Here is a 24574-nt window from a genome sequence, read left to right as displayed (position 1 = left end):
GTTGCCGATTACCTAAGCCTCCGCGCCGCAATTGCCAAGCGAGCGATTGACCTTAGGGTCGAATGCGGCAAAACACTGCCGCGAAGACTGGCATGAACGACAAGCAAAGAGAGACGCGGCATGGGCTGGAAAACGCTGGACGATATGGACCTTGATGGCAAGAAGGTGCTGGTCCGGGTGGACATCAACGTACCCGTGGAGAATGGCCGCGTCACCGATACCACCCGTATCGACCGGATTGCGCCCACGGTCCGGGATATTCTGGCAAAGGGCGGCCGCCCCATCCTGATCGCGCATTTCGGGCGCCCCAAGGGCAAGGTGGTGCTGGATATGTCGTTGCGGGTCTGCCTGCCCGCGCTCGAGGCGGCGCTGGGGTGCAAGGTCGGGTTCATCGAAACGCTGGCCGCCGCCGAAGCGGGCACCGACGAGGTCGCGTCCAAACCCGTCGTGTTGCTTGAGAATATCCGCTTTTATCCCGGCGAGGAGGGCAATGACCCGGAGTTCGCCGCGCGGCTTGCAAAGCTGGGCGATGTGTATTGCAACGACGCATTTTCCGCCGCGCATCGGGCGCATGCCTCGACCGAGGGGATCGCACGTTTGCTGCCCTGCTGCGCGGGCCGGTTGATGCAGGCCGAACTGTCGGCGCTGGAATCCGCGCTGTCGCGGCCCGAACGACCGGTCGGCGCCGTCGTGGGCGGGGCCAAGGTTTCGACCAAGATCGCGCTGCTCGAGAACCTCGTCGGGCGGCTGGACGTGCTGGTGATCGGCGGCGGCATGGCCAACACCTTTCTTGCGGCGCAGGGCGCGCGGCTTGGTGCATCGCTGAGCGAACCCGACCACCTGGAGACAGCGCGACAGATCATGGCGCGGGCCGAGGCGGAAGGCTGCCGGATCGTGTTGCCGGTGGATGGGCTGGTGGCGCGGGCGTTCAAGGCGGGTGCGCCGCATGACGTGGTGCCGCTGGGGCCCGATACGGTGCTGGACGACGATCAGATGGTGCTGGACGCGGGCCCGGCCAGCGTTGCCGCGATCGCGGATGCCTTTGCCACGCTGAAGACGCTGATCTGGAACGGCCCGCTGGGCGCGTTCGAGATCGCCCCTTTCGATCAGGCGACCAACGCGGCGGCGCGCGATGCGGCGCAGCGGACACGGGCCGGAACACTGATTTCCGTCGCCGGGGGCGGCGATACCGTCTCCGCGCTCAACCAGGCGGGCGCGGCGGATGATTTCACCTATATCTCGACCGCGGGGGGCGCGTTTCTGGAGTGGATGGAAGGCAAGACGCTGCCGGGCGTCGCGGCCTTGGGCGGGTAAGCCTGCCCAGGCGACAGACAGGCCCGGCCAGCAGCCGCACCGCGCGGCCACCTTCAGGGCGCGCGCCGGGCCTACCGGCGATACGTCCGTCAAAACGGTGCAAAAAAGCAAAAAAATCGTTCGCAAACCGCCAGATAGAGCGCGCGAGGGATTCACAAGTCAATTCGTCTGTGCCATAGTCACGTCGACGCCCGACAAGAGGCGCGATTGAGGCAGATCGAAGATGACCCGCACCGCACGCCCCGCCCTCGGACCTTTGCTGTTTTTCGCAGTGACTTTTGCGCTCGGGCTCTACTTCACCTTTGCCGCCGTGCAGGGCGACTTCGGGATTTTCCGCCGCGCCGAAATCACCGCCGAGGCAAAAGCGCTTCGCGCGCAATTGGCCCAGGTCGAGGCGGATGTGAACCGGATGGAAAACCTGACGCTGCGCTTGTCGGATGATTATCTCGATCTCGATCTGCTCGATGAACAGGCGCGCCGCGTGCTGGGCATGATCCGCACCGACGAGATCGTGATCCGCTAGCCCCGATGCCCGCCGCGCCATCGCGATCGTCGACGCCCCCTGCGCATTTGACGGACAAGCGGGCATCCGTGTCATAATGCACTCGCCTTGGCGGCGCGAATCCGATAAGGAATAGTTTAATGCTAAACTATCTGCCCGGCGCCGCGGGCGTGATGACGGAGGATCGCCTGATGGCAACCAAGAAATCAGCCAAAACGCCGAATGTATCGGCGGACGAGCTCAAGTCCTATTACCGCGACATGTTGCTCATTCGCCGTTTCGAGGAAAAGGCGGGTCAGCTTTACGGCATGGGACTGATTGGCGGGTTTTGCCATCTCTACATCGGACAGGAAGCCGTCGTCGTCGGTCTGGAGGCCACGGCCAAGGAAGGCGACAGCCGGATCACCACCTACCGCGACCACGGTCACATGCTTGCCTGCGGGATGGATCCCAACGGCGTAATGGCCGAACTCACCGGGCGCGAGGACGGCTACTCCAAGGGCAAGGGCGGCTCCATGCACATGTTCTCGAAAGAGAAACGCTTTTACGGCGGGCATGGAATCGTGGGGGCGAATGTGCCGCTGGGCGCGGGCATCGCCTTTGCCGACAAGTACAAGGGCAACGACAACGTGACGTTCACCTACTTCGGGGACGGCGCGGCGAACCAGGGTCAGGTCTACGAGACGTTCAACATGGCCGCATTGTGGGATCTGCCGGTCATTTTCGTGATTGAAAACAATCAGTACGCGATGGGCACCTCGCAGCAGCGCTCGACATCCAGCGCCGAGATCTGGGAGCGCGGCAAAGCCTTCGGCATCCCGGGCGAAGCGGTTGACGGAATGGACGTTCTGGCCGTGAAGGCCGCGGGCGAAAAGGCCGTGGCACACTGCCGCTCCGGTGAAGGGCCCTATATCCTGGAAATCAAGACCTATCGCTATCGCGGCCACTCGATGTCCGATCCGGCCAAGTACCGCACCCGTGAAGAAGTGCAGAAGATGCGCGACGAACGCGATCCGATCGAACAGGTCCGCAAGTTGCTGCTGACCGGCGATCATGCGACCGAGGACGATCTGAAATCCATCGACAAGGAGATCAAGAAGATCGTCAACGACAGCGCCGAATTCGCCAAGAACAGCCCCGAGCCCGCGCTTGAGGAGCTTTGGACCGACATCTATGCAACCGAAGTCCCGCAGGAGGCTTGAGACATGGCAACTGAAATTCTTATGCCCGCGCTGAGCCCCACGATGGAAGAAGGCACATTGGCCAAATGGCTGGTGAAAGAGGGTGACACCGTCGCTTCGGGCGATATCATGGCGGAAATCGAAACCGACAAGGCGACGATGGAGTTCGAGGCCGTCGATGAAGGCACGATCGGCAAGATCCTGGTTGCCGAGGGCACCGAAGGGGTCAAGGTGAACACACCCATCGCCCTGCTGCTGGAAGAGGGCGAAAGCGCCGACGATATCGACACGGCCGCGTCCGCCTCGGCTCCGGCCCCTGCCGACAAGGCGCAGTCATCGGAAACCGCTCCTGCCGCGGCAAAGGCGCATCCCACGCCCGCCGCCGACGTCACGCCGGATTGGCCCGAAGGCACCAAGATGAAGCAGCAGACCGTCCGCGAGGCATTGCGCGACGGCATGGCCGAGGAAATGCGCCGTGACGATTCGGTGTTCCTGATGGGCGAAGAGGTGGCCGAATATCAGGGCGCCTACAAGATTTCCCAAGGAATGCTGGACGAATTCGGCCCGAAACGGGTGATCGATACCCCCATCACCGAACACGGCTTTGCAGGGATCGGTGTCGGTGCCGCTTTTGGCGGGCTGCGCCCTATCGTCGAATTCATGACCTGGAACTTCGCGATGCAGGCCATCGACCAGATCCTGAACTCGGCGGCCAAAACGCTGTATATGTCCGGCGGCCAGATGGGCGCGCCGATGGTGTTTCGCGGCCCGAACGGCGCGGCCGCACGCGTCGGCGCCCAACACAGCCAGGACTACGCCGCGTGGTACATGCAGGTGCCCGGCCTCAAGGTCGTCATGCCCTATTCCGCATCCGACGCGAAAGGGCTCATGAAAACCGCGATCCGCGATCCGAACCCGGTCGTTTTCCTGGAAAATGAAATACTCTACGGCCGAACCTTCGACGTTCCGGACATGGACGACTTCACCGTACCGTTCGGCAAGGCCCGCATCTGGCGCGAAGGCACCGATGTGACCATCGTCAGCTTCGGCATCGGCATGACCTATGCGCTGGAAGCCGCGGAAAAGCTGGCCGAGGATGGCATCAGCGCCGAAGTGCTGGACCTGCGCACGATCCGCCCGATGGACACCGCCGCGATCATCCGGTCCGTCCAGAAAACCAACCGCTGCGTGACCGTCGAGGAAGGCTGGCCACAAGGGTCCGTGGGCAACTACATCAGCTCGGTGATCATGCAGGAGGCCTTTGATTATCTCGATGCTCCCGTGATCAACTGCACTGGCAAGGACGTGCCCATGCCTTATGCCGCCAATCTGGAGAAACACGCGCTCGTTACCACCGCAGAGGTGATCGAGGCCGTGAAACAGGTCACCTACCGCTAAGGAGCGCGCTCATGCCTACCGAAATTCTCATGCCCGCCCTCAGTCCCACGATGGAAGAAGGCACGCTGGCCAAATGGCTCGTCAAGGAGGGCGATACCGTATCTTCCGGCGATCTTCTGGCCGAAATCGAAACCGACAAGGCGACGATGGAATTCGAGGCGGTGGACGAAGGTACGATCGGCAAGATCCTGATTGCCGAGGGCACCGAAGGGGTCAAGGTGAACACCGCCATCGCGGTCCTTCTCGAAGAGGGCGAAAGCGCCGACGACATCGAAACCTCCGCCGCCCCCAAAACCGACGCATCGTCGAACGCCGCTCCTGCCGACGCGTCCGACGCGACGGCCCCTGCCCCCGGTCACGGCCGCGGCGCGACCGAGGCCACCAAGGCGCCGGCCGCCGCGACAACCGCAGAGGGCGACCGCATCTTTGCCTCGCCGCTCGCTCGGCGGATCGCCAAGGACAAGGGGCTTGATCTGACATCTGTCAAGGGCTCCGGCCCCCGGGGTCGCATCGTCAAAGCCGACGTCGAAGGCCTCTCGTCCAGCGACACCCAAAAGGCAGCCCCCGCTGCCAAAACCGCCGAAGCAGCCGTCGCCAAGCCTGCGCTTGCCGCGGGCCCCGGCGCCGACACTGTCAAGGCGATGTACGACGGGCGCGACTACGAGGAAATCACCCTCAATGGCATGCGCAAGACCATCGCCGCCCGCCTGACCGAAGCCAAGCAATCCATCCCGCACTTCTACCTGCGGCGCGACATCCGGCTTGACGCCCTGATGTCCTTCCGCGCCGATCTGAACGCCAAGCTCGAAGCGCGCGGCGTCAAACTTTCGGTCAACGATTTCATCATCAAGGCCTGTGCAATGGCGCTGCAATCGGTGCCGGACGCAAACGCCGTCTGGGCGGGCGACCGCATCCTTCGGCTCAGGCCTTCGGACGTCGCCGTGGCTGTGGCCATCGATGGCGGTCTCTTCACGCCGGTGTTAAAGGATTCTCACATGAAATCCCTCTCCGCGCTCTCCGCAGAGATGAAAGATCTCGCCACACGCGCCCGGGACCGAAAACTGTCACCGCATGAATACCAGGGCGGCAGCTTTGCGATCTCCAACCTCGGCATGTTCGGCATCGACAATTTCGACGCGGTGATCAATCCGCCACATGGCGCCATTTTGGCCGTTGGCGCGGGCGTGAAAAAACCCGTGGCCGGAAAAGACGGCACCGTTGCGGTCGCAACCGTGATGTCCGTGACCCTTTCCGTCGATCACAGGGTAATTGACGGCGCCTTGGGCGCTCAACTGCTGCAAGCCATCGTGGACAATCTTGAAAACCCGGTGGCCATGCTTGCCTGATCTTCCAGATGGCCCAAATACCGTGGGGTTTGGGGTGAAACCCCAATAAGTTCGCGCAATACGCGGACAACCAAAAGCGCAAAAGCCGGGGCATGCCCCGGCTTCTTTGTCTTTGGGATGTACCGTCGGTCAGCGGTTCTGCGGACCCAGCATATGATCCATCATGATGGACGGTTGCTCGCAGCCGGCCTCGCCCACGATACGCGCGGGAATTCCCGCCACCGTTTTGCAGGGCGGGACGTCCTCCAAAACCACTGAACCCGCGGCGATGCGGCTGCATTTGCCGACAGTGATATTGCCAAGAACCTTTGCGCCCGCACCGATTAGAACACCATCGCCGATCTTGGGGTGGCGATCTTCTTCTTCCTTGCCGGTCCCACCCAGGGTCACGGAATGCAACATCGACACATTGTCGCCGATCACTGCCGTCTCGCCAATGACGACGGAATGTGCGTGATCGATCATGATTCCCTTGCCGATCCGCGCCGCGGGGTGAATATCCACTCCGAAAATCTCAGACACGCGCATCTGCACGAAATAAGCCAAGTCATATTGCCCCCTGGTCCAGAGGAAATGGCCCACCCGGTAGGCCTGCATCGCCTGATACCCCTTGAAATACAGGATCGGTTGCAAAAGCCGATGGCACGCAGGATCGCGCTCATAGATCGCCACCAGGTCCGCCCGCGCCGCGGTGACCAGCTCGGGCGCCTCTGCATAGGCCTCTTCGACAATCTCACGGACCACGACCATCGACATCTCGTTGGACGCAAGCTTCGCGGCGATACGGTAGGACAGAGCCTTCTCGATGCTTTTGTGGTGCAGGATACAGGCATGCACAAAGCCACCGATCAACGGCTCGTCGTGAACCGCTTGCCGTGCCTCGTCCGTAATCTTGTCCCAGACCGGGTCAATTGCGGCGATCTTCGTGTGTGCTTGTGCCATCAGAATGATCCTTTCGATGCCTCCATACCCTAGATAGGCCCGAAATCCCAAACGCAAAGCTGTGATGGCGGATATTCCACCCGGCGATATGTGGATATTGGCTATCGTCAGCCTCGGCATCGGGCCGCGCGCACCTGCTTTCGCGCCATGATACCCGCGAGAACAAGGGCCACGCACCTACAATACTCCAGATCGTCCAGTGTTCGTTCGCGGGCAATCGGGCGCGACCGCGCCGCCGCGGCCAGCGTTCCGTTGCCCCAGGACGGGTGCGGCCTGCCCAACCGTTTGCGGTAACAGTCCGCCCAATCCGCCCGCCGCATCAGATCGCCGCAAACGTGAACGCGCGCCAGACGCGGCACCGCCAGAAGGGCCCGCGCGGCATGTGTGATGTCACCGTGCATCAGCGGACGCATCAGGCAGGTACATCCCGCCGCGCCCAAAGCCCGGCACCATAGCTGGCGGAGACCTGTGCCACCTCGATGGTAAACGGCGCAGACAGACTGTCAGCGGCCTGCTGAACTGCGCCATAGCTCCACAGCGGCGACGTCACATCCTGCGTCCGGATCAACGCGCCGTCCTTGACAACCCGCACGGTGTAGCGCTCGGCCTCCTCTCCCAGCGGAACTTCCGGCGCCTCCCACCCATCGCCGCCGATACGGGTCCGCCGAATCCAGCTTGCCTGGTACGCGCCATCCGCACCCGACGTCACGTTCAGGTGCACGGGCGCATAGGGCCGCAGACCGTTGCCGTCGAATGCCCGGACCTGCTCGACATACGATGGGTCGCTCACGGCACGCCGCGCAGGACCGATACGGTAATGCTGCGCCACCCGGCGCAGGTTGGGGCTGATGTCGATTTGCGCGGGAATTCCGTTCATCAGAATGAACCACGATCCTTCGGGCCATACCTCCGGCATCAACCCGTCGCTCCCCAGTTGCCCCCGCAGACGGGTCGTCAGCCAATAAGTGTCCTTGGCGACCATTTGAACGTCCTGAAACTGGAACAACTCCCACCGATCACTGCTTCCGTCGCCGATGGCTGCAAGATTTGCACCGGACAAAAGCGCGCCCATCTCGACCCCGCTCAGGCTGCCATTGATCAGTTTGACCTCAAGCTGTTCACCGCGATCGATCAATCCCGAAGGCGCCGCACGCAATGCGTTCTGCGTGGTGCCGATCACTGACCGTGTGGGCAGGATATCCTGCAGCCGATAATCGCTGCCGGTGGCCGAACGATAGACCGCCGCACTGCCCGGCCACGGCTGGGCCGTAACTGCAATATGAGGCGCATGCGGTTGCTCGTCTCCCTTGATCAGCGGCAGATCCATGAAGAACGGAACCACCGGCACTGGTGCCGAAAAGGCGCGTATATTGCCAAGGGCGTCCGACAGGTCGGCGGCGCGATAGACTTCCGGCTCGATGCGCACGCCTTCGATGACCTGCATCGCCCCCTGCTCAACCCGGTCGATGCGATAGAGGGCGGTGCCTTCCGTCTGATTGGGCGGCAGCGCAATCACATCGCCCGCGCCCAGCGAGAGTTTTGAGGGCGGCAAAGCCAGCCGCACCCCTTCCCGCGCCACCCGCGCTTCGGTCAGCCATCGTTCCGCCACTTGCCGCGCCTCCGCGCGCGTCAGCGCCATGGGTATTTCCGACGTCGCAACCGCATGGGTCGCATCGTCAGGCAGAATTGCCTCCTCTGCCAAAGTGTCGAAATCCGCATCCGCCTCGACAAAGCGCAGCCGCACGCGCCCTGCCATCTCGGCCTCCGCAGTGCGGTTTTCCTCGACATCACCTTCCATTTCCGGATTGATGGCCATCTGCGCGCGCACCAGGGGCGTCTGGTCCAATCCGTCTCGCATCCGGAACACCAGCGTTCCGTCACGCTCAATCGCATCGAACGCATAGCGCAGCATCAAGGGCTGCAAGGCACTGCGTGCATCGCTCACGTCCCCCACGACATACCCGCGAACGGTGCCAAACAGGGCGGATGTATCATAAGCCTCCAGCCCCGCGCGGCGACAGATTTCCCCGACTACGGACGCCAGGCTGCGCGCCGAGGTCCGGCCGTTGATCCAATGCCCTCGAAGGTAGTTTTGCCCGTCACTCCACAGACCGCGATTGTTGGGAAAAAAGGGATAAGGTCGCACGTCCCATGCCCAGACGAAAGCGCGCGACATATCGACCATGGGCCCCGAGTACTCCTCGGACACAGGGTTGTTCGCCGAATCCGTCCAGTAGGACACCATCGCGCGCAGATATTGCATCTGAATAAGATCGTCGCGCCCGCCATCGGAGAAATGAGGCAGACTGCTTTCGGAAGATTTGAAATCCAGGAACTTGTTGGGCTGATTGGTCGCCTTGTCGACCGCCCCGCAGCCCATCTCGGTGAACCAGATAGGCTTTGAACCTGCGATCCAGGCGGTCGGGGTCGCAGATCGCACGCCGCCGGTGCGCTCATGGTGCACGTTTGACCACCAGTTTCGAATGTCCTTGACCCGGAACACCCAAGGTTCGTCAAACGCACCGTCTGTGATCGGGCTGCGGATTTGCGCCTCGCGCGCCTGATCTGAGTGATAGTAGAAGTCATACCCCTCGCCACCGGCGACATTGCTGCGCAGATAATCCAGATCGTAGATCGCCGCCGCGCCGTTCCGGGCATCCAGATGATCACGTCCCTCGCGCCAATCCGACAAAGGCATGTAATTGTCGATGCCAATGAAATCGATGTCCGGGTCTGCCCAAAGAGGATCAAGGTGGAAATAGACATCCCCCGTCCCGTCCTGCGGTTGATAGCCGAAATACTCGCTCCAGTCGGCGGCATAGCTGATCTTTGTGTCCGCGCCCAAAATCAAGCGCACCTCGGCCGCCAGCGCCCGCAACCGTGCGACTGCGACAAAGCTATTCCCGACACCCCGGATCTGCGTCACACCGCGCATTTCGGAACTGATGCAAAAGGCTTCGACCCCGCCCGCCGCCGCGCAAAGCGCAGCGTAGTGCAGAATGAACCGCGACAGGCTCCATTCCTGCGGTCCGGAGTAGCCGACAGTTCCGCCACCCACGTCGAAATCCGCCGCGGTCACGCTCCCAAAGAACGCATCGACCTGCGCCTCTGCCTCCGGTGTGCCATCGGGCGAAGCCGGGCGGCCAGGCGCTTGCGACAGGGTGATGCGTCCGCGCCACGGCAGGGCCGGTTGCGTCTCGGCTCCGCTATAGGGGTCAGGCAGCGTGTTTCCCTCAATCTGATCCATCAGGATGAACGGGTAGAACATCACCGATTTGCCCGCCGCATGCAGCGCCTGAACCGCCTCGATCACCGACGCGTCCGTGGGCGTGCCACCGTACAATGGCCGGTCACCATCCCGCGCCATCGCCTCGGCAGAGGCACGGCTCAATCCAGCCACGGACCACGGCATGTTCTCACCTTCGACGCTCTTGTCCTCGACCTTGGGGCGCAGTTGGCAATGGCCACAGCGCAAATCCGACCCGAACCACGACACCACCAGCGACGTCGCCTCCAGGTTCGGCAGCGATCCCCCCAGGTCTTCAAGAGACGCTGCAAAATCCGTCTTCTGGGCTGGGGAATTGACGTTTGCGTTCCACCGGCTCGCCGGACCGTCGGTATAATAGACTTCCGTGGTCGCCAGCCCGTATTCGCCCGTCCCGGGAATAAGTGCGACGCCCTTCAGCGCAAAGGTCGGATCGATTTGTGCCTGCGGCGCATCGGGCTGCTCGGGACGCGCAACCTCGAATGAAAACTGCGGCACCCGGTTGCCGAACCGCTCCAGCCCCAAATCCTCCAGCACCACGTAGGCGGTGCCACGATAGGCCGGGACCAGACCGGGCCCCTCGATCGCCTCCATCACCGGGTCGGGCAACTGATCGTGGCTGCCGGTATAGACCCGCATGTTCAGCTCATCGGGCGCCACTTCCTCGCCATCCGCCCAGACACGTCCAACACGGGTGATTTCGCCCTCGCACAACGCGATGGCAAGACTGACGGAATAGCTGTAGCTGCGCGTCTCGGGTTGCCGCGGCCCTCCCTTTCCGCCGCCGCTGACACTCACCACCTCCTGAAAGTCAGAGGCCCAGATGACCTGCCCGCCAAGCCGCATTCGACCGTAAAGCTGCGCCACCGGCGCGCCCTCTCCGGCACTGGTGATGCGAAACCGGTCCACACGACCGGTCTCCACCACATCCGACCCCGCCCCCATCAACTGCTGGTCCACGACCCGTCCCAGCGTCGCGCCGACCGCACGCCCGATCACGACCGACGAAAGACCTGCCAGCGTGCCACCGATGGATCCGCCAATCGCGGCACCCGCTGCCGATAAAACCACAGTCGCCATCACTCACCCTCCTTGGGAAATTCAAACCGCGCCACAATGCGTTTGCGCCAAGGGGCGCTCAGCGGGCTCTCGATCACGCCGTGGCGGGAATAGGCGTGTATGAAACTAGCCCCCGCGCCCACCCGACCGACAAGCCCCAGATGCTTGGCCACTGCGCCCGCGCGCATCCTGAACAGCACAACATCACCCGCGGCCTCGCGTCGCGGGTCCTTGGCGCGCAAATGGGTCGCCGCCGCATGCCACAACCGCTCCTCGCCCTGCGGCTCAGACCAATCCATCGAATAGGCCGGGATCGCCTCGGGCTCGTGACCATAGATGTCGCGCCAGATGCCACGCAACAGACCCAGACAATCAGACCCCGCACCGCGCACCGATGCCTGATGCACATAGGGCGTTCCGATCCATGTACGCGCAATCGCGATCACCCGCTCGGACTGCGCGGTCATCGCAGGCTCCCTCCGGCATTGCGCCCGGTCGATTTCGGCACAGACATCACCCAATCTTCGCCAGGAACATCAGGAAAGCCTTGGAAGTTGATGAAATTATTGAACTTCAACCGGCAGGTCTCGACCCTCTTGTCGCACCCGGCAATCAATCGCACCAATGTGCCCACGGTTACCGGCCCCCGCACCGGCTCCCAAAGCTCGACACTCCGCACGCCGTCCTTGAATCTGTCCCGCTTGATTATTCCCCACAATCCGCGCGCGGGACCGTCCAGCACCTCGAACCTGCCACCGGTAAACCACGCGTCGTCGAACCCCGACAGGTCTCCCCACGTGAAAATGCGCGCGTCTTCCGCCGCCTCCACGGGCAGGTCCGCCGCATAACCCGCAGCCGTCAGGTCAAAGCCGCAATTACGGTCCCCCAAGACAGCGGTGCAAGGCTTCTGATACACCCGCCCCATGGGCCGGTTCAGCGCCTCCGTCAAACCCCGCAACTCGGCGCGAAAGGACGCGCCCGCGCGGCGCACCTCGCCGATGGTTCCGCGAAACTGCAGCCATCGCTGCTCCGGATCTGCCCAGTTGACCAGCCATGCAATCACTTCCGCACCGTCGAACCGTCCCTGCTCGATCTCGTCCTCACGGATCGACGTGTCGGACAGCGCGCCAACCGCCTCGGTGTTGTCAACCGACAGCCCCGTACTTTGCGCCAGCGCCAGCGCGCTCAGGCCGGTGTCGGCACGAAACGAGATCCCCTCGAAAGCCAGCGGCAGATCATGATCGGTGAACCCGAACCGCACACCATCGGTGCGCAGGATGGCCCAGGCGTGGCAGACCGTCGTCAGCCCCCCCTCCAGATGCGCCCGAAGCGCCGCGTCGATCCCCGCCATCAGACCCGGACCTCCACGATCGGCACGTTCGGCACCTCGCCCGCGCGAAAACTGGCGACGCTGGTCTGAATACGGTCCGTGTCAAACCGCACCGGCACGTCAAATTCGAACCCTGCCAGGATCTGCATCTCGGGATCGGGTGGATGCGAAAAGCTGACGATGCCGGTGGTCACATCGATCTCATAATCGATCCCTTCCTGAAGCTCGTCCTGCTCCACGCCTACGCGAACAGTGCCCGCCACCGGTTTGGTGACGGGTCGTACATAGGTGTGCACGCCCGACCGATAAGTCTTGACCAGCGGATAGGCGCGCGTCACGCCGTCCCCCACCGCGATCACCTGATCGAAAAACGCGATGTCACCAGTGGCGGTGCCCGATCGGTAATCCGACCAATCCTTCCAGCGAAAGCCATACATCTGGCCGTACCGCGCCTCGAAGAACGCAATCAGCACTTCGACATCGTCCAGAGACCGCATTCCCAGTCCCGCGTCATAGCGGCGACGCGAATGCGCCCAAGGCGTGTTGCGTTCCTCGAACCCGTTGGTCAGCGTGACGATATCCGTGCGCCGCTCCGGGCCGCCCACCGACCCGAAACTCAGCGAGGCCGGAAATCTGACTTCATGAAATTGCATGTGAGTGCTCCCCTATGTTTAGCGATTGCGCTGACCCTGGCTCAGCGCCCGCGTCATCTGTGCGGCGATCTGGCCGCGGCTGCGCTGAAACCCGGCGACGTCCGGCGTCGTGATGTTCATCACGATCGTGGATCCCCTCCCGCCCGCGGTCCTCACGCCAAGTTGCCCATCGGGCCCCCGCGCCAACGGCATGATCGCCTCCGGTCCCGCTTCGCCCATCACGCCCATGCCGCCCCGCATGCCGAAGGGCGTGGCACCGCTGACGATTCCGCCGCTGGCAAACGGCATCACGCGGCCCTGGCTGAACGGCGCCCCCTGCGCAAAAGGCAAAATACCCTGCACCAGCCCGTTCACCCCCTGACTGATCAACCCGCCCATATGGTTCGTGATCGGTCGGATCGCGGCGTTGTAGGTGGTGTTGATCATGCTCTGCGCGACCGTGCTCAGTGCGTCCGACAACTTCAGCCCATCGAACACCACACCGTCAAAGGCCCGGCGCAACCCGCGCGACAAACCGCGCTCCAGCACCCGCACATCCTTGTGGGTCGCCTCCAGCGAAACCCGCATCCGGCGCAATTCCCCGTCAAAGCCCGACACCAGGTTCGTTGTCTGCCCAAGCGTCTGGTTCAGGCTGCCGGCCTGCTCCTCAAGTTCGTTGAAATTCGCATCGTCCATCATGTCCGGTTTCCTTCGCTATTGTCGGGATAGGCCGCCATCAGCGCCTCCAGCCCGTCTGCCAGCAGCGGCCCCTGCGCGCGGTCGTCGCCCAGCATCAGTTGCAATTCCGCGGGCGTCAGCGCCCAAAACGCGTCGGGCGACAACCCCAGCCCCCGCAATCCGACCTGCATCAAGGCACGCCAATCCATGCCAACGCTCATTCCGGCAACATGAAGGCCCGCGCGAGCAATTCCGCCGCCGCGCGCGCGGCGGCCATCGGCCCGCCTTCGATCTGCCCATGCAGCAGGGCGTCTGGCGACAGGTTGCACTGCCCCCCCGACAGCCCTGCCTGCAACAACGCCAGCACGTCGCGGGTGGCAAAGCCGTTGCCCTCGAACCGCTGCACCAGCGCCACCAGCGTGTCGGTCTCCAGCGCGGCTTCCAACTCCGCCAATGCGCCCAGGGTCAAGCGCAACACATGACGCTGGCCATCGATGACCAGCGTCACATCTCCCCTCCAAGGATTGCTCATGGCTCTACAGCACCGTAAAGGTCAGCGCCCCGGCGCTGGCCAGACTCAGCTCATAGGTCGCCTCGCCGTTGTGGCTGCCCGAATACTCGATCGCCGTGACCTGAAATGGCCCCTCGACAATGCCGAAATCCGGTATGACCACCTGGAAATCCGGGGTTTCGCCGTCAAAGAACAACTGCCGCGTCCGTTCGTCCGTGCCTTCATCCTTGAACACGCCAGAACCCGAAATCGCGACGGATCGCACCCCTGCCCCCGACAGCAGTTCACGCCATCCCCCCTGGCTCTCCAGCGATGTGACATCCACCGTCTCGGCGTTGAAACTCACCCGCGTGGCCCGCAGGCCCGCAATCGTCTGAAACTGGCCATCCGTGGCCATGTCGACCTTGATCAAAAGGTCTTTTCCGTTCTGGGCACCCATTCGTATTCTCCTGTATCTGAAAGGGGTTATTCGTCTTCGACGCGGGCGCGGAACCGCAAAACGATCTCGCGCCCCGTGCCTTGCTCGATCCGCCGCGCCTGTGCCCGCTCGAACCGCAGCGACACCAGCCGGCCCCGGCTCAACACCAGGTCGGCGTCATGCAGCACGTCCGACACCGCCGCCGCGACAGCCTTGGCCCCCGCAAATCCGGGCACCGAGGTGATGACAACCACATCGACCTGGTGCACCGCCCCGGTGCCGGACTTGTCCGACGCATCGCGCGCCGTCTCGCGCCCAAGACTTACGTAGGTCTCCGGCAGCGTGCCGCTGGGCACCGCGTCATAGATCGCACCCGACACCAGCGCATCCAGCGCCGCATCGGCCACCAAAGCGCCATAAATTGCGCTTTGCAGCGCACCTGCGGTTCCATAGCTCATACCGCCACCTCCTCATCGGCAAAGCAGATCAGATAGCGGCCCTGGCTGTCGGCCTCGGCCACGGCCTCGATCACATAGACGCGCGGACCGTCGCGAAACCGCTGCTGTGGCTGGGGCCGCTGCGGGCTTCCCACCAGCGCGCCGCGCACAGTGATCCGGTAACGCATGGCGGACACGGGCGCGCGCGCTTCAATCCGCTCGCGCCCGGTCCGGGTCTCCACCCCTGCCCACAGCGTGCCCAGAGGTTGCCAGACTTCGACGAACCCGCCCGCCCCGTCGGCCACGCGCTGCGGGGCTTCCAATACCAAAGGGCGGTCCAGACGCGGCACCGTCATCGCACCGCCCCAAAGCCCATGCGCACGACCTTGTAGCGCTCGATCAAGCTGCTGACGCCAAAAGGCATGCACCCCTCGCTTAGCCCCGTGTCGTTGCGGTATTCGTAATAATGCGCCGCCAGCATCAGCACCGCCTGCTTGAGGTCGGAGGGCAAATTCGTCCAGGCCGCGGCATAGCCCGCCTCAAAGGCGATCTGCACCGATCCGCCACTGGGGATGGCCGGCAGGCACGACCCGGTCGGCCGCAGCCGTGGCCGCTGCACATCGCGTTCCAGCCAATAGGCAGCGGGCGCGATCTGTGTCTCGGCCCCGCTGCGATCCACCAGCGTCAGATCCGCCACCGCAACGACCGGCGCCACCGGCAACGACTGGCCAGCGCGATCCCGCCAGAAACTCAGCGACAGGCTGAAATCGCGTCGCAACAACACCTTGCCGCTGCGCGCCTCGATCGCCGCCATCGCGGCCCGTAGAAAGCCGCTCAGCACACCGTCCTGCACCGTATCGGTGCCAAAACTCGTACCCAGCCGCAGATGCGCTTTTAAATCTTCAACCGGAAGTGCTCCATCCGGCACCGTGGTCTCTTCGATCAACATCATGGAACATCTCCAAAATTCCGTCCCCCCGCGGGATGCAGGATCCGGACGCGCACCCGCCCACATTGCTCGGTCGGAGGGGAGCAGCTAGACAATGCGGGCGGTTTGCGGTGCGCGCCCGGCCGGGCACGAGGGGACGCCTCATGCCCGGATCGACGCCTCCGGTTAGGAGAGGCCGAATTTCAGCAGCTTGATCGCTGCGAAATCGCTGACGTCACCGCCCACGCGCTTGGTGGCATAGAACAGGACATGCGGCTTGGCGCTGAAGGGATCGCGCAGAATACGCAGATCAGGGCGCTCCGCGACGGTATAGCCAGCGGCGAAATCACCGAAAGCGATCGCCGTGGCATTGCTGGCCACGTCGGGCATGTCCTCGGCGATCAGCACCGGATACCCCATCAGACGCGCGGGCTCGGCCGCCGCCAGACCGTCGGACCACAGGAAACGGCCATCGTTGTCCTTGAGCTTGCGCACCAGCCCGGCGGTCTTGGAATTCATCACGAAGGTGGCGTTGGCCCGATACTGCGCGCCAAGCGCATAGACCGTGTCGATGATCGCCTCGGGCGTCACATCGCCATCCACGCCGCTGGGCACATAGCCCAGGTTACCCCAGACCCAGACATCGTTGTCCACGCTCGTATGCGTCAGGAACCCCTTGGGCTTGTCGATGCCGTCGCCGCCGACAAAGGCCGATGCCTCGGCGCGGGCGAACTTGTCCGCGATCCGGCTGGCCAGCCAGCCCTCGATGTCGAACGCGCTGTCGTCCAGCAAGCGCTGGCTTGCCTTGGGCAGCGCGCTCAGCTCATGCAGCGGCACGGTGATGCGGTCGATCTGCGGCGTGTCGCTTTCGCCGATCGTGCTGCTTTCGGTCGCCCAGCCGGTGGAGACATCCGAATGATCGACCAGAACATCATAGGACGTCGCCTCGACATTCACCACGCTGGCGATCGACCGGATCGACGCGGTGGAATTCAGCACCGACTTGACCCGGTCCGCCGTCTGCGGATCGACCAGGTAACCGCCATCGGAATTGACCGCCGTGGAGAGGGATTTCACCTCCACTTCAAGGCCGCGAAGGCCGTCGTCATCGCCCGACCGCAGGTAGGCGTTGAAGGCCTTTTGGTGTGGCGCACCCACGTCGGTCGCCCCGGCCAGGGGCATGCGTGCAGGGGTCTGTGTCTTTCGGTCCAGCATGATCAGTCGCTCTTCTGTTTGTTGCAGTTTGATGTCGAATTCGTCTTGGAAGGTCTTGAAATCACGGACAAAGCCCGTGACCGCCCGTTTGACCTCTTCCGCCGGAGACAGATCTTCCCCGCTCCGGGCCTTCGCCTCGGTCTTGCTCATGCGCAAATCCTCGTTTCCTGTGGATGAATGGCCGTCTCAGCGACGCGCCAGATCAGCGCGCGCGCCCTCAAAGGCCGCCGCCATGTCGCGCAAGGCCGCATCCAGATCGGCATCACCCGATTTGGCCGCGACCCGCGCACTGGGCAACATCGGAAAGGTCACCAGCGACACCTCCCAAAGCTCCAGTTCCGTCAAGAGCCGCTGGCCCTTGGTGTTCTTGCTGGCCCGCACGGTGCGATAGCCGATCGAAAGCCCGTCGATGGCGCCCGCCGCAATCAGCGCGGCCGCCTCCCGACCCTTCGCCACGCAATCCAGCAGGCGGCCCTTGACCCACAGACCGCGTGCGTCCTCGCGCACCTCGTCCCAGATGCCGATGGGCTGCGCCGGATCATGCTGCCACAGCATCTTGACGCGCGCGTCGCGCTTCGCCAACCGCGTGAGCGATGCAGCATAGGCACCCGCCTCGACCACGTCGCCGCCCTGGTCGGGCGCACCGAACAGGCTCGCGTAACCGCTGATCACGATGCCGTCCGTCACCTCAACGGCCTCGCCGAACCGCGCAAACTTGTGCTCCAGGCCCGGCGCCGGTCCGGGCCTCAACTGCGTCTCCATCGCCTTACTCCTCAAGATTGTTGAAATCTTCCGCCATCCGGTCAAGGGACAGCCGCCAGAAACGACTGCAACGCCTCGGCCAGGATCATTCCGACGATGCCGTACACCGTCAGCCACAACCGTCGCTCCAGCCGCTCCATCATCTCCTCCACCCGGTCGAGCCTCCGCAGCAGGTTGTCGTTGTGAATCTCGCTCACCCGCTCATGCGCCTGCAACCGAAGCCCCGGCGCGCATTGAAACCGGTCCACCGACGGCTCACGCATCGTCGCTCACCGCCGGCAATCCCAACAGGCTGCGCTTTTCGGCCTGCGTCAGAAAATCGGCCTGTGCCACCCGGCCCCACTGCGCGTCGCGCTCGGCCGCGAGGGCCGGAACCTGGTCCAGATCAGGCTTCAGATCCAACCCCGCACCCGGACCCTGCCCCGCCAGCCAATGCGCCAGTGCCGCCGTGATCCGCGTCGCCAACGGCAGCACCGTCAGGCGGTAGAACGCGCGATGCGCCTCCTGGTAATTCGCATAGGTCGCATCCCCCTGGATCCCCAACAGCATCGGCGGCACGCCAAAGGCCAAAGCGATCTCGCGCGCCGCCGATTCCTTGGTCTTTTGAAACTCCATGTCGCTGGGGGAAAAGCCCATCGGCTTCCAATCCAACCCCCCCTCAAGCAGCATCGGACGCCCGGCGTTGCGCGCACCCTGATGATGGCTCTCCATCTCGCTGACCAGCCGCTCGTATTGGTCCGTGCTCATCGCGCCCTGGGCGTCGGTGCCGCGATAGACAATCGCCCCCGAAGGCCGCGCGGCATTGTCCAGCAACGCCTTGGACCAGCGACTGGCGCTGTTGTGCACATCCACCGCCATCGCCGCTGCCTGCATCGGGCTGAACCCGTAATGATCGTCGTGCGGATGAAAGCTCTTGATGTGGCAGATGGCGCCGATCCCGCCCACCATGTCAAACCGGTGCTTGCGACCGGCCACAGTATAGTCATATGCCACCGGCCAGCCATCGGCCCCCGGCACCACGCTCATCCGGTCCGACCGCAGCACATGAAGCTCGGTCGGCACGTCGCCGTCGCCGGCCACCGCCTCCACATATCCATTGCCCGACAGCAGCACCTGCGCATAAAGCGCCTCGAACAATTCGGCCCGCCCCTGCATCGGATTGGGGCGATGCACCAGGGCCAACAACGGATGGCTGTCATAGCGCCGCTCGGCATCCTGAAGCACCAGCGGCAACGCCGCCGCCGCCTCCGCGATCAACTTGACGCAGCGAAAGCCCACCGGGTTGCCCGAAAACCCCGTCCGGGTCAGCGACACCGCGTCGCGCGGGCTCCAGGCCACCCGGCCTGCGGTCGTGTAACTCACAACCGGGCCGGTCGCGCTGGCTTTTTGCTCCGGGACCTCCACCGGTGCCCCGCGCTTTAGAAAATCAAACACCATCTCTGTCGCTCCTCATGTGTTCCGCGGCCACGCCAACGGGGTCACGCGGCATTGCTTCCCGCGCGATCCGTCCTGTCGCCTCAATTGTCCTGGATCAGGGCACTCGCCCCAGCGCCATCCTTGGGCTCACCGCCCGCGCGGGTCTCTCAAAGCGACCGCACCTGCGGGCGGCGCCAATGCGCTGCGGGCTCGATCAGCAACTCATGCAGCGCCCAGACCAGCGCATCCACCCGGTCGGGCGACCCGGCCCCCTCGAAACCGCGCGCGGTCATGGCGCACATCTGATCCTCCAGCGCATCCAGCCCCCTGACATGGGCCACGCGCCCCTGCTCGTACAGGGCCGCCACGGGCTCGGCCCGCGCGACCTTTCCACGGCTGGCGTGCACGCCCTTGTAGGGCACCAGCGGATCGATCTGGCGGATCACCTCGGCAACCATCTGTCCGCCTTGGTTGACCTCCGCTACCAGCCGGTCCGCGCCGTACATTTCCATCGCCGCAATCGCCGCGCGGGCCCAGCCCGTCGGCGTGGCGCCCTGGACCGTGCAATCGGCCAGCACCACGGCGCGCCAATCCTGCGGCGGGCCTTGCGTCACCGCGCCGACCACCACGATCCCACATTCGTCGGACGTCGACCCGCTGGTCGTGGACGGATCCACCGCCACCACGATCCGGTCAAAGTGCGGCGTCTTGTCGGTTCGACAGGCCTCCATTCCCGCACTGGTCCACAATGCCCCTTCCGCATCGGCCAGCAGAACGCCATCCAACTCCTGCCGCCCCAACCGCGTGCCGTCATAGCGGGTCCGGACCTCTTCGAGGAACGACGCCGCCAGATTGGCCGCATTGGCTTCGGTCGGCGCATGGGTCGTGACCGTCGAACAGGCCGCCAGCACCTTTTTCAGAACGCCCACGTTGCGCGGCGTCGTCGTGACGCAGACGCGCGGATCGTCGCCCAGCCGCAGCGCGAACTGCAACTGGTCCCAGGTCTCCTGCGCCTTCTTCCACTTGGCCATCTCATCGACCCATGCCGCATCGAACTGCGGCCCCCGCAAACCATCCGGGTCATGCGCCGAATGCACCGTCGCCACCGCGCCATTGGGCCATACCAGCCGTTTGCGCGATGCTTCCCACGTCGGCCTGCGGTCGGGCGGAGAACAGGCAAGGATCCCGCTGTCGCCAAAGATCATCACCTCACGCACCTGATCGATCGTCTCGCCCACCAACGCCACCCGCCGCGCGCGCCCCGGGTCGAAGGGCCTCGACCCTTCGACCTGCGCGCGCACCCATTCCGCCCCGGCACGCGTCTTGCCCGCGCCGCGGCCACCCATGATCACCCAGGTCCGCCAGTTGCCGGCGGGCGGCAACTGATGTTCCATCGCCCAGAACTCGAACAAAAAAGGGAGAGCCAGAAGCTCTCCCTCCTTCAGTTCATTCAGGAACTGTTCCTGAAGGTGCGGTGCAGCGGAGCCGATCCAACTGGCACCCGATCTCAACCCTTGCCCGATCGAGGTCAAGAGCGTAGCCCCCTTGGGCAATTCCTGATGTTTTGTTCCGACACTCTGCAAGGCTCGTCTCCACTTTTAGACAGGTCGTCAGCAACTGGTTGGCCGAAGCCACCGTTCTGCCGTCTCTCGTCGCATCGATACCGTCCCCAGCCCGGACCCGTTTCTTCAGGTCTTCCAGCTCTTGACGCAATTCGCGGATTGCGTCCTGAACCGAGGCCAGCAGACCTTCGGTTTCAAGCGCCACCTTCTCCGGGGTGATTAAAGTCATGTGCTCGCGTACCTCTCATGCGTGACATCCCCCGCACGAGAGAAATGAAAAAGCGACCGCCGGGAGGGTGTCCCGGGGTCGCTTGCCCACTTCTTCTAGCATGTCACAAGGTGTACATTGGACCGTCCGCAAAGTCAAGCGAAATGACGTGCGCGACGGCGGCTAAGCGTACGGTATGATTAACAAATTGTTAATTTCACCGCGCCGCACACCACCCCGTCAGTTGTTCGATGTGCCGCCCGTATCCGCCTGCTCCGCCTCGATCTGGCGCCAGCGCGCAACGTTGCTATTGTGCTCGTCCAGCGTTTCGGCAAAGGCATGTCCGCCGGTGCCGTCGGCCACGAAGAACACGAAATCGGTCTCGTCGGGCTGCGCCGCCGCCATCAGGCTCTGCCGTCCGGGGTTGGCAATCGGAGTGGGCGGCAGCCCGTCGATGACATAGGTGTTCCAAGGCGTCTCGGCACGCAATTCGCTGCGGCGCAGGCCCCGACCCAAGACGCCCTGCCCCTTGGTGATACCGTAGATCACCGTCGGATCGGTCTGCAATCGCATGCCCGCGTTCAGGCGGTTGACGAAAACACTGGCGACTTGCCCTCGCTCGTCTGGCACGCCTGTTTCCTTCTCGATGATCGATGCCAGCGTCAGCAACTCTTCGGGTGTCTCGACCGGCAAGCCGGGGTCGCGCGCGGCCCATGCGGCCGCCACCAGCTCTTCTTGTGCCGCCCGCATCCGGTCAAGGATCTCCATGCGGTCACCGCCGGGGCGGAAGTCGTAGCTGTCCGGCGCCAAAGCGCCTTCGGCAGGCAACTCCGTCACGTCACCATCCAGCAGATCGACGGCTTTCAACGCCTCGACCACCTGCCAGCTCGTGACGCCTTCCGCCAGCGCCACGCGAAAGCGGGTGTCGGGCAAAGCCGTCTTTTCGGCAAAGACCGCCGGCGTTTCCTCGACTCCCGGCTGGAAATCCGCGACATCGACAAAGGCGTTGGTCGTCGGATCCAATTCGCGCACCTGCACCCCCACGCGGTTCACGCCAATGCGATAGATCACTTCGGTCCCGCAGGTGCTGGCGCCGCCTCGGGTCACCGTATCGACGATCTCCTGCATCGACGCGCCCGGCTCGACCAGGAAACTGCCGGCTTTCAAAAGCGCCGTCTTGTCGGTGTAATCGGCCCCGATGCGCAGGATCGCCCCACTGGTCACCGCGCCCTGGGCTTCAAGATCGCGGCTCACGGCGCGCATGTTCGATCCGCTGCGCACCTGCAGGCAGATCGCCTCGGCCAAGGGGCCATCGCTCTGGTACTGGGACTTGCCCCACAGCACCATACCGCCCAGCAAGAACAGCCCGACGATCAGGAACGTCACCGCGTTGGAGGCAATATTACGCCACATCAGCCGATTTTTCCGAACAGGACGCTGGCGTTCGTGCCGCCAAAGCCGAATGAATTGCTCAGCGCGACGTTGATTTCGCGGTCGTGCCTTGCATTGGGTGCCAGGTTGATCGCCGTCTCGACCGCCGGATTGTCCAGATTGATCGTCGGCGGCGCGACCTGATCACGAATGGCCAGGATGCTGAAAATCGCCTCGATCGCGCCCGCAGCCCCCAAAAGGTGCCCTGTCGCCGACTTGGTGGACGACATCGTCACCTTGCCGGCATCTTCGCCCATCATCCGCTCGACAGCGCCCAGTTCGATGGTGTCGGCCATCGTCGAGGTGCCATGCGCATTGATGTAATCGATATCCCGTGGCTCAAGCCCCGCACTGCGCAGCGCGTTGCGCATCGACCGCTCCGCGCCCTCGCCTGTCTCGGACGGTGCCGTGATGTGATAGGCATCGCCCGACAGGCCGTAGCCCAGGACCTCGGCATAGATCTTGGCGCCGCGCGTCTTCGCGTGCTCGTATTCCTCCAGCACCACGATGCCCGCGCCCTCGCCCATCACGAAGCCGTCGCGATCGGCGTCATAGGGGCGGCTGGCCTTCTTGGGGTCGTCGCCGCGCTTCGTGCTCAGCGCCTTGCAGGCGTTGAACCCCGCGATCCCGATTTCGCAGATCGCCGCCTCGGCGCCACCGGCAATCATCACATCCGCGTCGCCATGCTGGATCAGGCGGCTGGCATCGCCGATGGCATGGGCACCGGTGGAACAGGCCGTGACGACGGAATGGTTCGGCCCGCGAAACCCGTAGCGGATGCTGACCTGACCCGAGATCAGGTTGATCAGGGCACCGGGCACAAAGAACGGGCTTACACGGCGCGGGCCCTTTTCCTTCATCATCACGGCGGTGTTGGCGATGGAATTCAGCCCCCCGATCCCCGACCCGATCAGAACGCCGGTGCGCTCCTGCCCTTCGGCATCGGTGGGCATCCAGCCTGAATCCTCGACCGCCTGCTGCGCAGCCGCCATACCGAACAGGATAAAGGTATCGACCTTGCGCTGCTCCTTGGGCTCCATGTAGGCGTCGGCATTGAACGTGCCGTCGCTGCCATCGCCAAGCGGCACTTCGCAGGCATATTGCGTGACCAGAGCGCTGGCATCGAACCCCGAGATCGGGCCGGCGCCGGATTGGCCGTCCAGAATCCGGCTCCAGCTCGCCTCGACACCATCCGCCAGGGGGGTGACCAATCCAAGGCCTGTAACTACCACTCTGCGCATCGCATTATCCCTTTTGTTTCATGACCTGCTCATAGCCCGAGCATGCGGCTGTGTTCAAGAGCGCAGCGGCCCGTCCATTTCCGGCAATAAGCCCGTATCATCGCAGGAAAGCAGATTTATTGCGGCGGGTTCTTGCGCACCATCAATCGCACCGGGGCGCCCTCGTGCTCGGTGTCGCGCAGCGGCTCGTAGCCCAACCGCTCGGCGACGCGCAACGACACACGGTGGTCCGGCGCGATCATGCACACCAGCCGCCCCGTCACGACCCGGTCGAACCAATCATGCGCGGCCACCGCCGCTTCGGTGCCCAGCCCTGATCCATGCGCATCGGGCGTCAGCACCCAGCCCGCTTCGGGGAAGGCATCGAAATCCTCTCCCAGGTCGCGCTTGCCGTAGAAGAACCCGACCTGGCCCGACATCTGGCCCTGGCCATGCAACTGGATCGCCCATTGCCCGAACCCGGTGATCTGCCAATGGCCGGCATTGCGCAGAAACGCGGCCCAGGCCTTGCTGCGCGGCCAGGGTTCACCGCCGATCTGCTCGACGACTTCCGGCATCTCCCAGATGCTGGCAAAGCGGCGGAAATCTTCCGGACGCATACCGCGCAGGGTCAGGCGGTGCGTATTGATCGTGGGAATGGTGCGCGACATCTATCGGGGGCTCGGCCTTTGATCACATGGCGGGGCTTGGCGCCCTCTACAATCACCACGTTTACGCGGGCAGCGCGCAGTTTCAACCGCGAAACCACCCGGCACAAAAAAACGGCGCCAATCCGGAGGGATCGACGCCGCGCTTTTG

The 24574-nt window shown here is 63.9% G+C and carries 27 protein-coding genes; 5 read left to right on the top strand and 22 right to left on the bottom strand.

Going from position 1 to position 24574, the window contains the following annotated elements:
- Positions 1 to 120 precede the first annotated feature (120 nt).
- The 5 genes from FDT80_RS01640 to FDT80_RS01620 all read left to right on the top strand — a co-directional run bounded on the left by FDT80_RS01640 (position 121) and on the right by FDT80_RS01620 (position 5741).
- Positions 121 to 1314, top strand: a complete 1194-nt coding sequence (locus FDT80_RS01640) for a phosphoglycerate kinase (protein WP_138660496.1) — start codon at positions 121 to 123, stop codon at positions 1312 to 1314.
- 223 nt (positions 1315 to 1537) lie between these two features.
- The gene (locus tag FDT80_RS01635) at positions 1538 to 1837 is read left to right on the top strand and encodes an FtsB family cell division protein (RefSeq protein WP_138660495.1); all 300 of its coding nucleotides are present in this window, start codon (positions 1538 to 1540) and stop codon (positions 1835 to 1837) included.
- 170 nt (positions 1838 to 2007) lie between these two features.
- Entirely contained in the window at positions 2008 to 3018 is a 1011-nt protein-coding gene (gene pdhA, locus FDT80_RS01630) for a pyruvate dehydrogenase (acetyl-transferring) E1 component subunit alpha (RefSeq protein ID WP_138661746.1), read from the top strand.
- Between the two features lie 3 nt (positions 3019 to 3021).
- A complete protein-coding gene (locus tag FDT80_RS01625) occupies positions 3022 to 4395 on the top strand; it encodes a pyruvate dehydrogenase complex E1 component subunit beta (protein WP_138660494.1) in 1374 nt (457 codons plus the stop codon).
- A gap of 11 nt (positions 4396 to 4406) precedes the next feature.
- Complete coding sequence (locus FDT80_RS01620) at positions 4407 to 5741, top strand: pyruvate dehydrogenase complex dihydrolipoamide acetyltransferase (protein WP_138660493.1); 1335 nt, start codon at positions 4407 to 4409, stop codon at positions 5739 to 5741.
- Positions 5742 to 5870: 129 nt separating this feature from the next.
- On the opposite strand, the gene cysE is transcribed toward FDT80_RS01620, so the two are convergent.
- From cysE to FDT80_RS01510, 22 genes are all read right to left on the bottom strand, one after another.
- Positions 5871 to 6683, bottom strand: coding sequence for a serine O-acetyltransferase (gene cysE / locus FDT80_RS01615; RefSeq protein WP_138661745.1), 813 nt, complete (start codon positions 6681 to 6683; stop codon positions 5871 to 5873).
- A 107-nt stretch (positions 6684 to 6790) separates the two neighbouring features.
- Entirely contained in the window at positions 6791 to 7096 is a 306-nt protein-coding gene (locus FDT80_RS01610; protein ID WP_138660492.1) for a DUF7742 family protein, read from the bottom strand.
- Positions 7096 to 11028, bottom strand: a complete 3933-nt coding sequence (locus FDT80_RS01605; protein ID WP_138660491.1) for a baseplate multidomain protein megatron — start codon at positions 11026 to 11028, stop codon at positions 7096 to 7098. The genes FDT80_RS01610 and FDT80_RS01605 overlap by 1 nt, the downstream gene beginning before the upstream one ends.
- Complete coding sequence (locus FDT80_RS01600; protein WP_138660490.1) at positions 11028 to 11474, bottom strand: C40 family peptidase; 447 nt, start codon at positions 11472 to 11474, stop codon at positions 11028 to 11030. Before FDT80_RS01600 ends, FDT80_RS01605 begins: the two co-directional genes overlap by 1 nt.
- Positions 11471 to 12358: a DUF2163 domain-containing protein gene (locus FDT80_RS01595; protein WP_138660489.1), complete on the bottom strand. Its 888-nt coding sequence runs from the start codon at positions 12356 to 12358 to the stop codon at positions 11471 to 11473. Before FDT80_RS01595 ends, FDT80_RS01600 begins: the two co-directional genes overlap by 4 nt.
- A complete protein-coding gene (locus tag FDT80_RS01590; protein WP_138660488.1) occupies positions 12358 to 12990 on the bottom strand; it encodes a DUF2460 domain-containing protein in 633 nt (210 codons plus the stop codon). Before FDT80_RS01590 ends, FDT80_RS01595 begins: the two co-directional genes overlap by 1 nt.
- Positions 12991 to 13008: 18 nt before the next feature.
- Complete coding sequence (locus FDT80_RS01585) at positions 13009 to 13668, bottom strand: phage tail tape measure protein (RefSeq protein ID WP_138660487.1); 660 nt, start codon at positions 13666 to 13668, stop codon at positions 13009 to 13011.
- Positions 13665 to 13856, bottom strand: coding sequence for a rcc01693 family protein (locus FDT80_RS01580; protein WP_138660486.1), 192 nt, complete (start codon positions 13854 to 13856; stop codon positions 13665 to 13667). Before FDT80_RS01580 ends, FDT80_RS01585 begins: the two co-directional genes overlap by 4 nt.
- Positions 13857 to 13864: 8 nt before the next feature.
- The gene (locus FDT80_RS01575) at positions 13865 to 14179 is read right to left on the bottom strand and encodes a gene transfer agent family protein (protein WP_138660485.1); all 315 of its coding nucleotides are present in this window, start codon (positions 14177 to 14179) and stop codon (positions 13865 to 13867) included.
- 4 nt (positions 14180 to 14183) lie between these two features.
- A complete protein-coding gene (locus tag FDT80_RS01570) occupies positions 14184 to 14597 on the bottom strand; it encodes a phage major tail protein, TP901-1 family (protein ID WP_138660484.1) in 414 nt (137 codons plus the stop codon).
- Positions 14598 to 14623: 26 nt separating this feature from the next.
- Positions 14624 to 15034, bottom strand: coding sequence for a DUF3168 domain-containing protein (locus tag FDT80_RS01565; protein WP_138660483.1), 411 nt, complete (start codon positions 15032 to 15034; stop codon positions 14624 to 14626).
- Positions 15031 to 15369 (bottom strand): phage head closure protein, encoded by a 339-nt coding sequence (locus FDT80_RS01560; protein WP_138660482.1) that lies wholly within the window; start codon positions 15367 to 15369, stop codon positions 15031 to 15033. Before FDT80_RS01560 ends, FDT80_RS01565 begins: the two co-directional genes overlap by 4 nt.
- Positions 15366 to 15965: a head-tail connector protein gene (locus tag FDT80_RS01555; RefSeq protein ID WP_138660481.1), complete on the bottom strand. Its 600-nt coding sequence runs from the start codon at positions 15963 to 15965 to the stop codon at positions 15366 to 15368. The genes FDT80_RS01560 and FDT80_RS01555 overlap by 4 nt, the downstream gene beginning before the upstream one ends.
- Positions 15966 to 16127: 162 nt before the next feature.
- Positions 16128 to 17306 (bottom strand): phage major capsid protein, encoded by a 1179-nt coding sequence (locus tag FDT80_RS01550; protein WP_138660480.1) that lies wholly within the window; start codon positions 17304 to 17306, stop codon positions 16128 to 16130.
- Between the two features lie 36 nt (positions 17307 to 17342).
- Positions 17343 to 17918, bottom strand: coding sequence for an HK97 family phage prohead protease (locus FDT80_RS01545; RefSeq protein ID WP_138660479.1), 576 nt, complete (start codon positions 17916 to 17918; stop codon positions 17343 to 17345).
- A 41-nt stretch (positions 17919 to 17959) separates the two neighbouring features.
- Positions 17960 to 18181 carry a GTA head formation protein, RCAP_rcc01685 family gene (locus tag FDT80_RS01540; protein WP_138660478.1) on the bottom strand — a complete coding sequence of 74 codons (222 nt, stop codon included), beginning with the start codon at positions 18179 to 18181 and terminating at the stop codon, positions 17960 to 17962.
- Positions 18174 to 19355, bottom strand: coding sequence for a phage portal protein (locus FDT80_RS01535; RefSeq protein WP_138660477.1), 1182 nt, complete (start codon positions 19353 to 19355; stop codon positions 18174 to 18176). Before FDT80_RS01535 ends, FDT80_RS01540 begins: the two co-directional genes overlap by 8 nt.
- 146 nt (positions 19356 to 19501) lie before the next feature.
- Positions 19502 to 20845, bottom strand: a complete 1344-nt coding sequence (locus FDT80_RS01530; protein WP_170311818.1) for a terminase large subunit domain-containing protein — start codon at positions 20843 to 20845, stop codon at positions 19502 to 19504.
- Positions 20781 to 21125 (bottom strand): hypothetical protein, encoded by a 345-nt coding sequence (locus FDT80_RS01525; protein WP_138660476.1) that lies wholly within the window; start codon positions 21123 to 21125, stop codon positions 20781 to 20783. The genes FDT80_RS01530 and FDT80_RS01525 overlap by 65 nt, the downstream gene beginning before the upstream one ends.
- A 219-nt stretch (positions 21126 to 21344) precedes the next feature.
- Entirely contained in the window at positions 21345 to 22517 is a 1173-nt protein-coding gene (gene mltG, locus FDT80_RS01520; protein WP_138660475.1) for an endolytic transglycosylase MltG, read from the bottom strand.
- Entirely contained in the window at positions 22517 to 23776 is a 1260-nt protein-coding gene (fabF, locus tag FDT80_RS01515; RefSeq protein ID WP_138660474.1) for a beta-ketoacyl-ACP synthase II, read from the bottom strand. Before fabF ends, mltG begins: the two co-directional genes overlap by 1 nt.
- Before the next feature lie 116 nt (positions 23777 to 23892).
- Positions 23893 to 24426 (bottom strand): GNAT family N-acetyltransferase, encoded by a 534-nt coding sequence (locus FDT80_RS01510; RefSeq protein WP_138660473.1) that lies wholly within the window; start codon positions 24424 to 24426, stop codon positions 23893 to 23895.
- Between the last annotated feature and the right edge of the window lie 148 nt (positions 24427 to 24574).

Origin of the sequence: Sulfitobacter sabulilitoris, from assembly GCF_005887615.1 — a bacterium.
Lineage (GTDB): Bacteria > Pseudomonadota > Alphaproteobacteria > Rhodobacterales > Rhodobacteraceae > Sulfitobacter_E > Sulfitobacter_E sabulilitoris.
The sequence above is the reverse complement of the archived record's forward strand: the minus strand, read 5'-3'. Positions and strand labels throughout refer to the sequence as shown.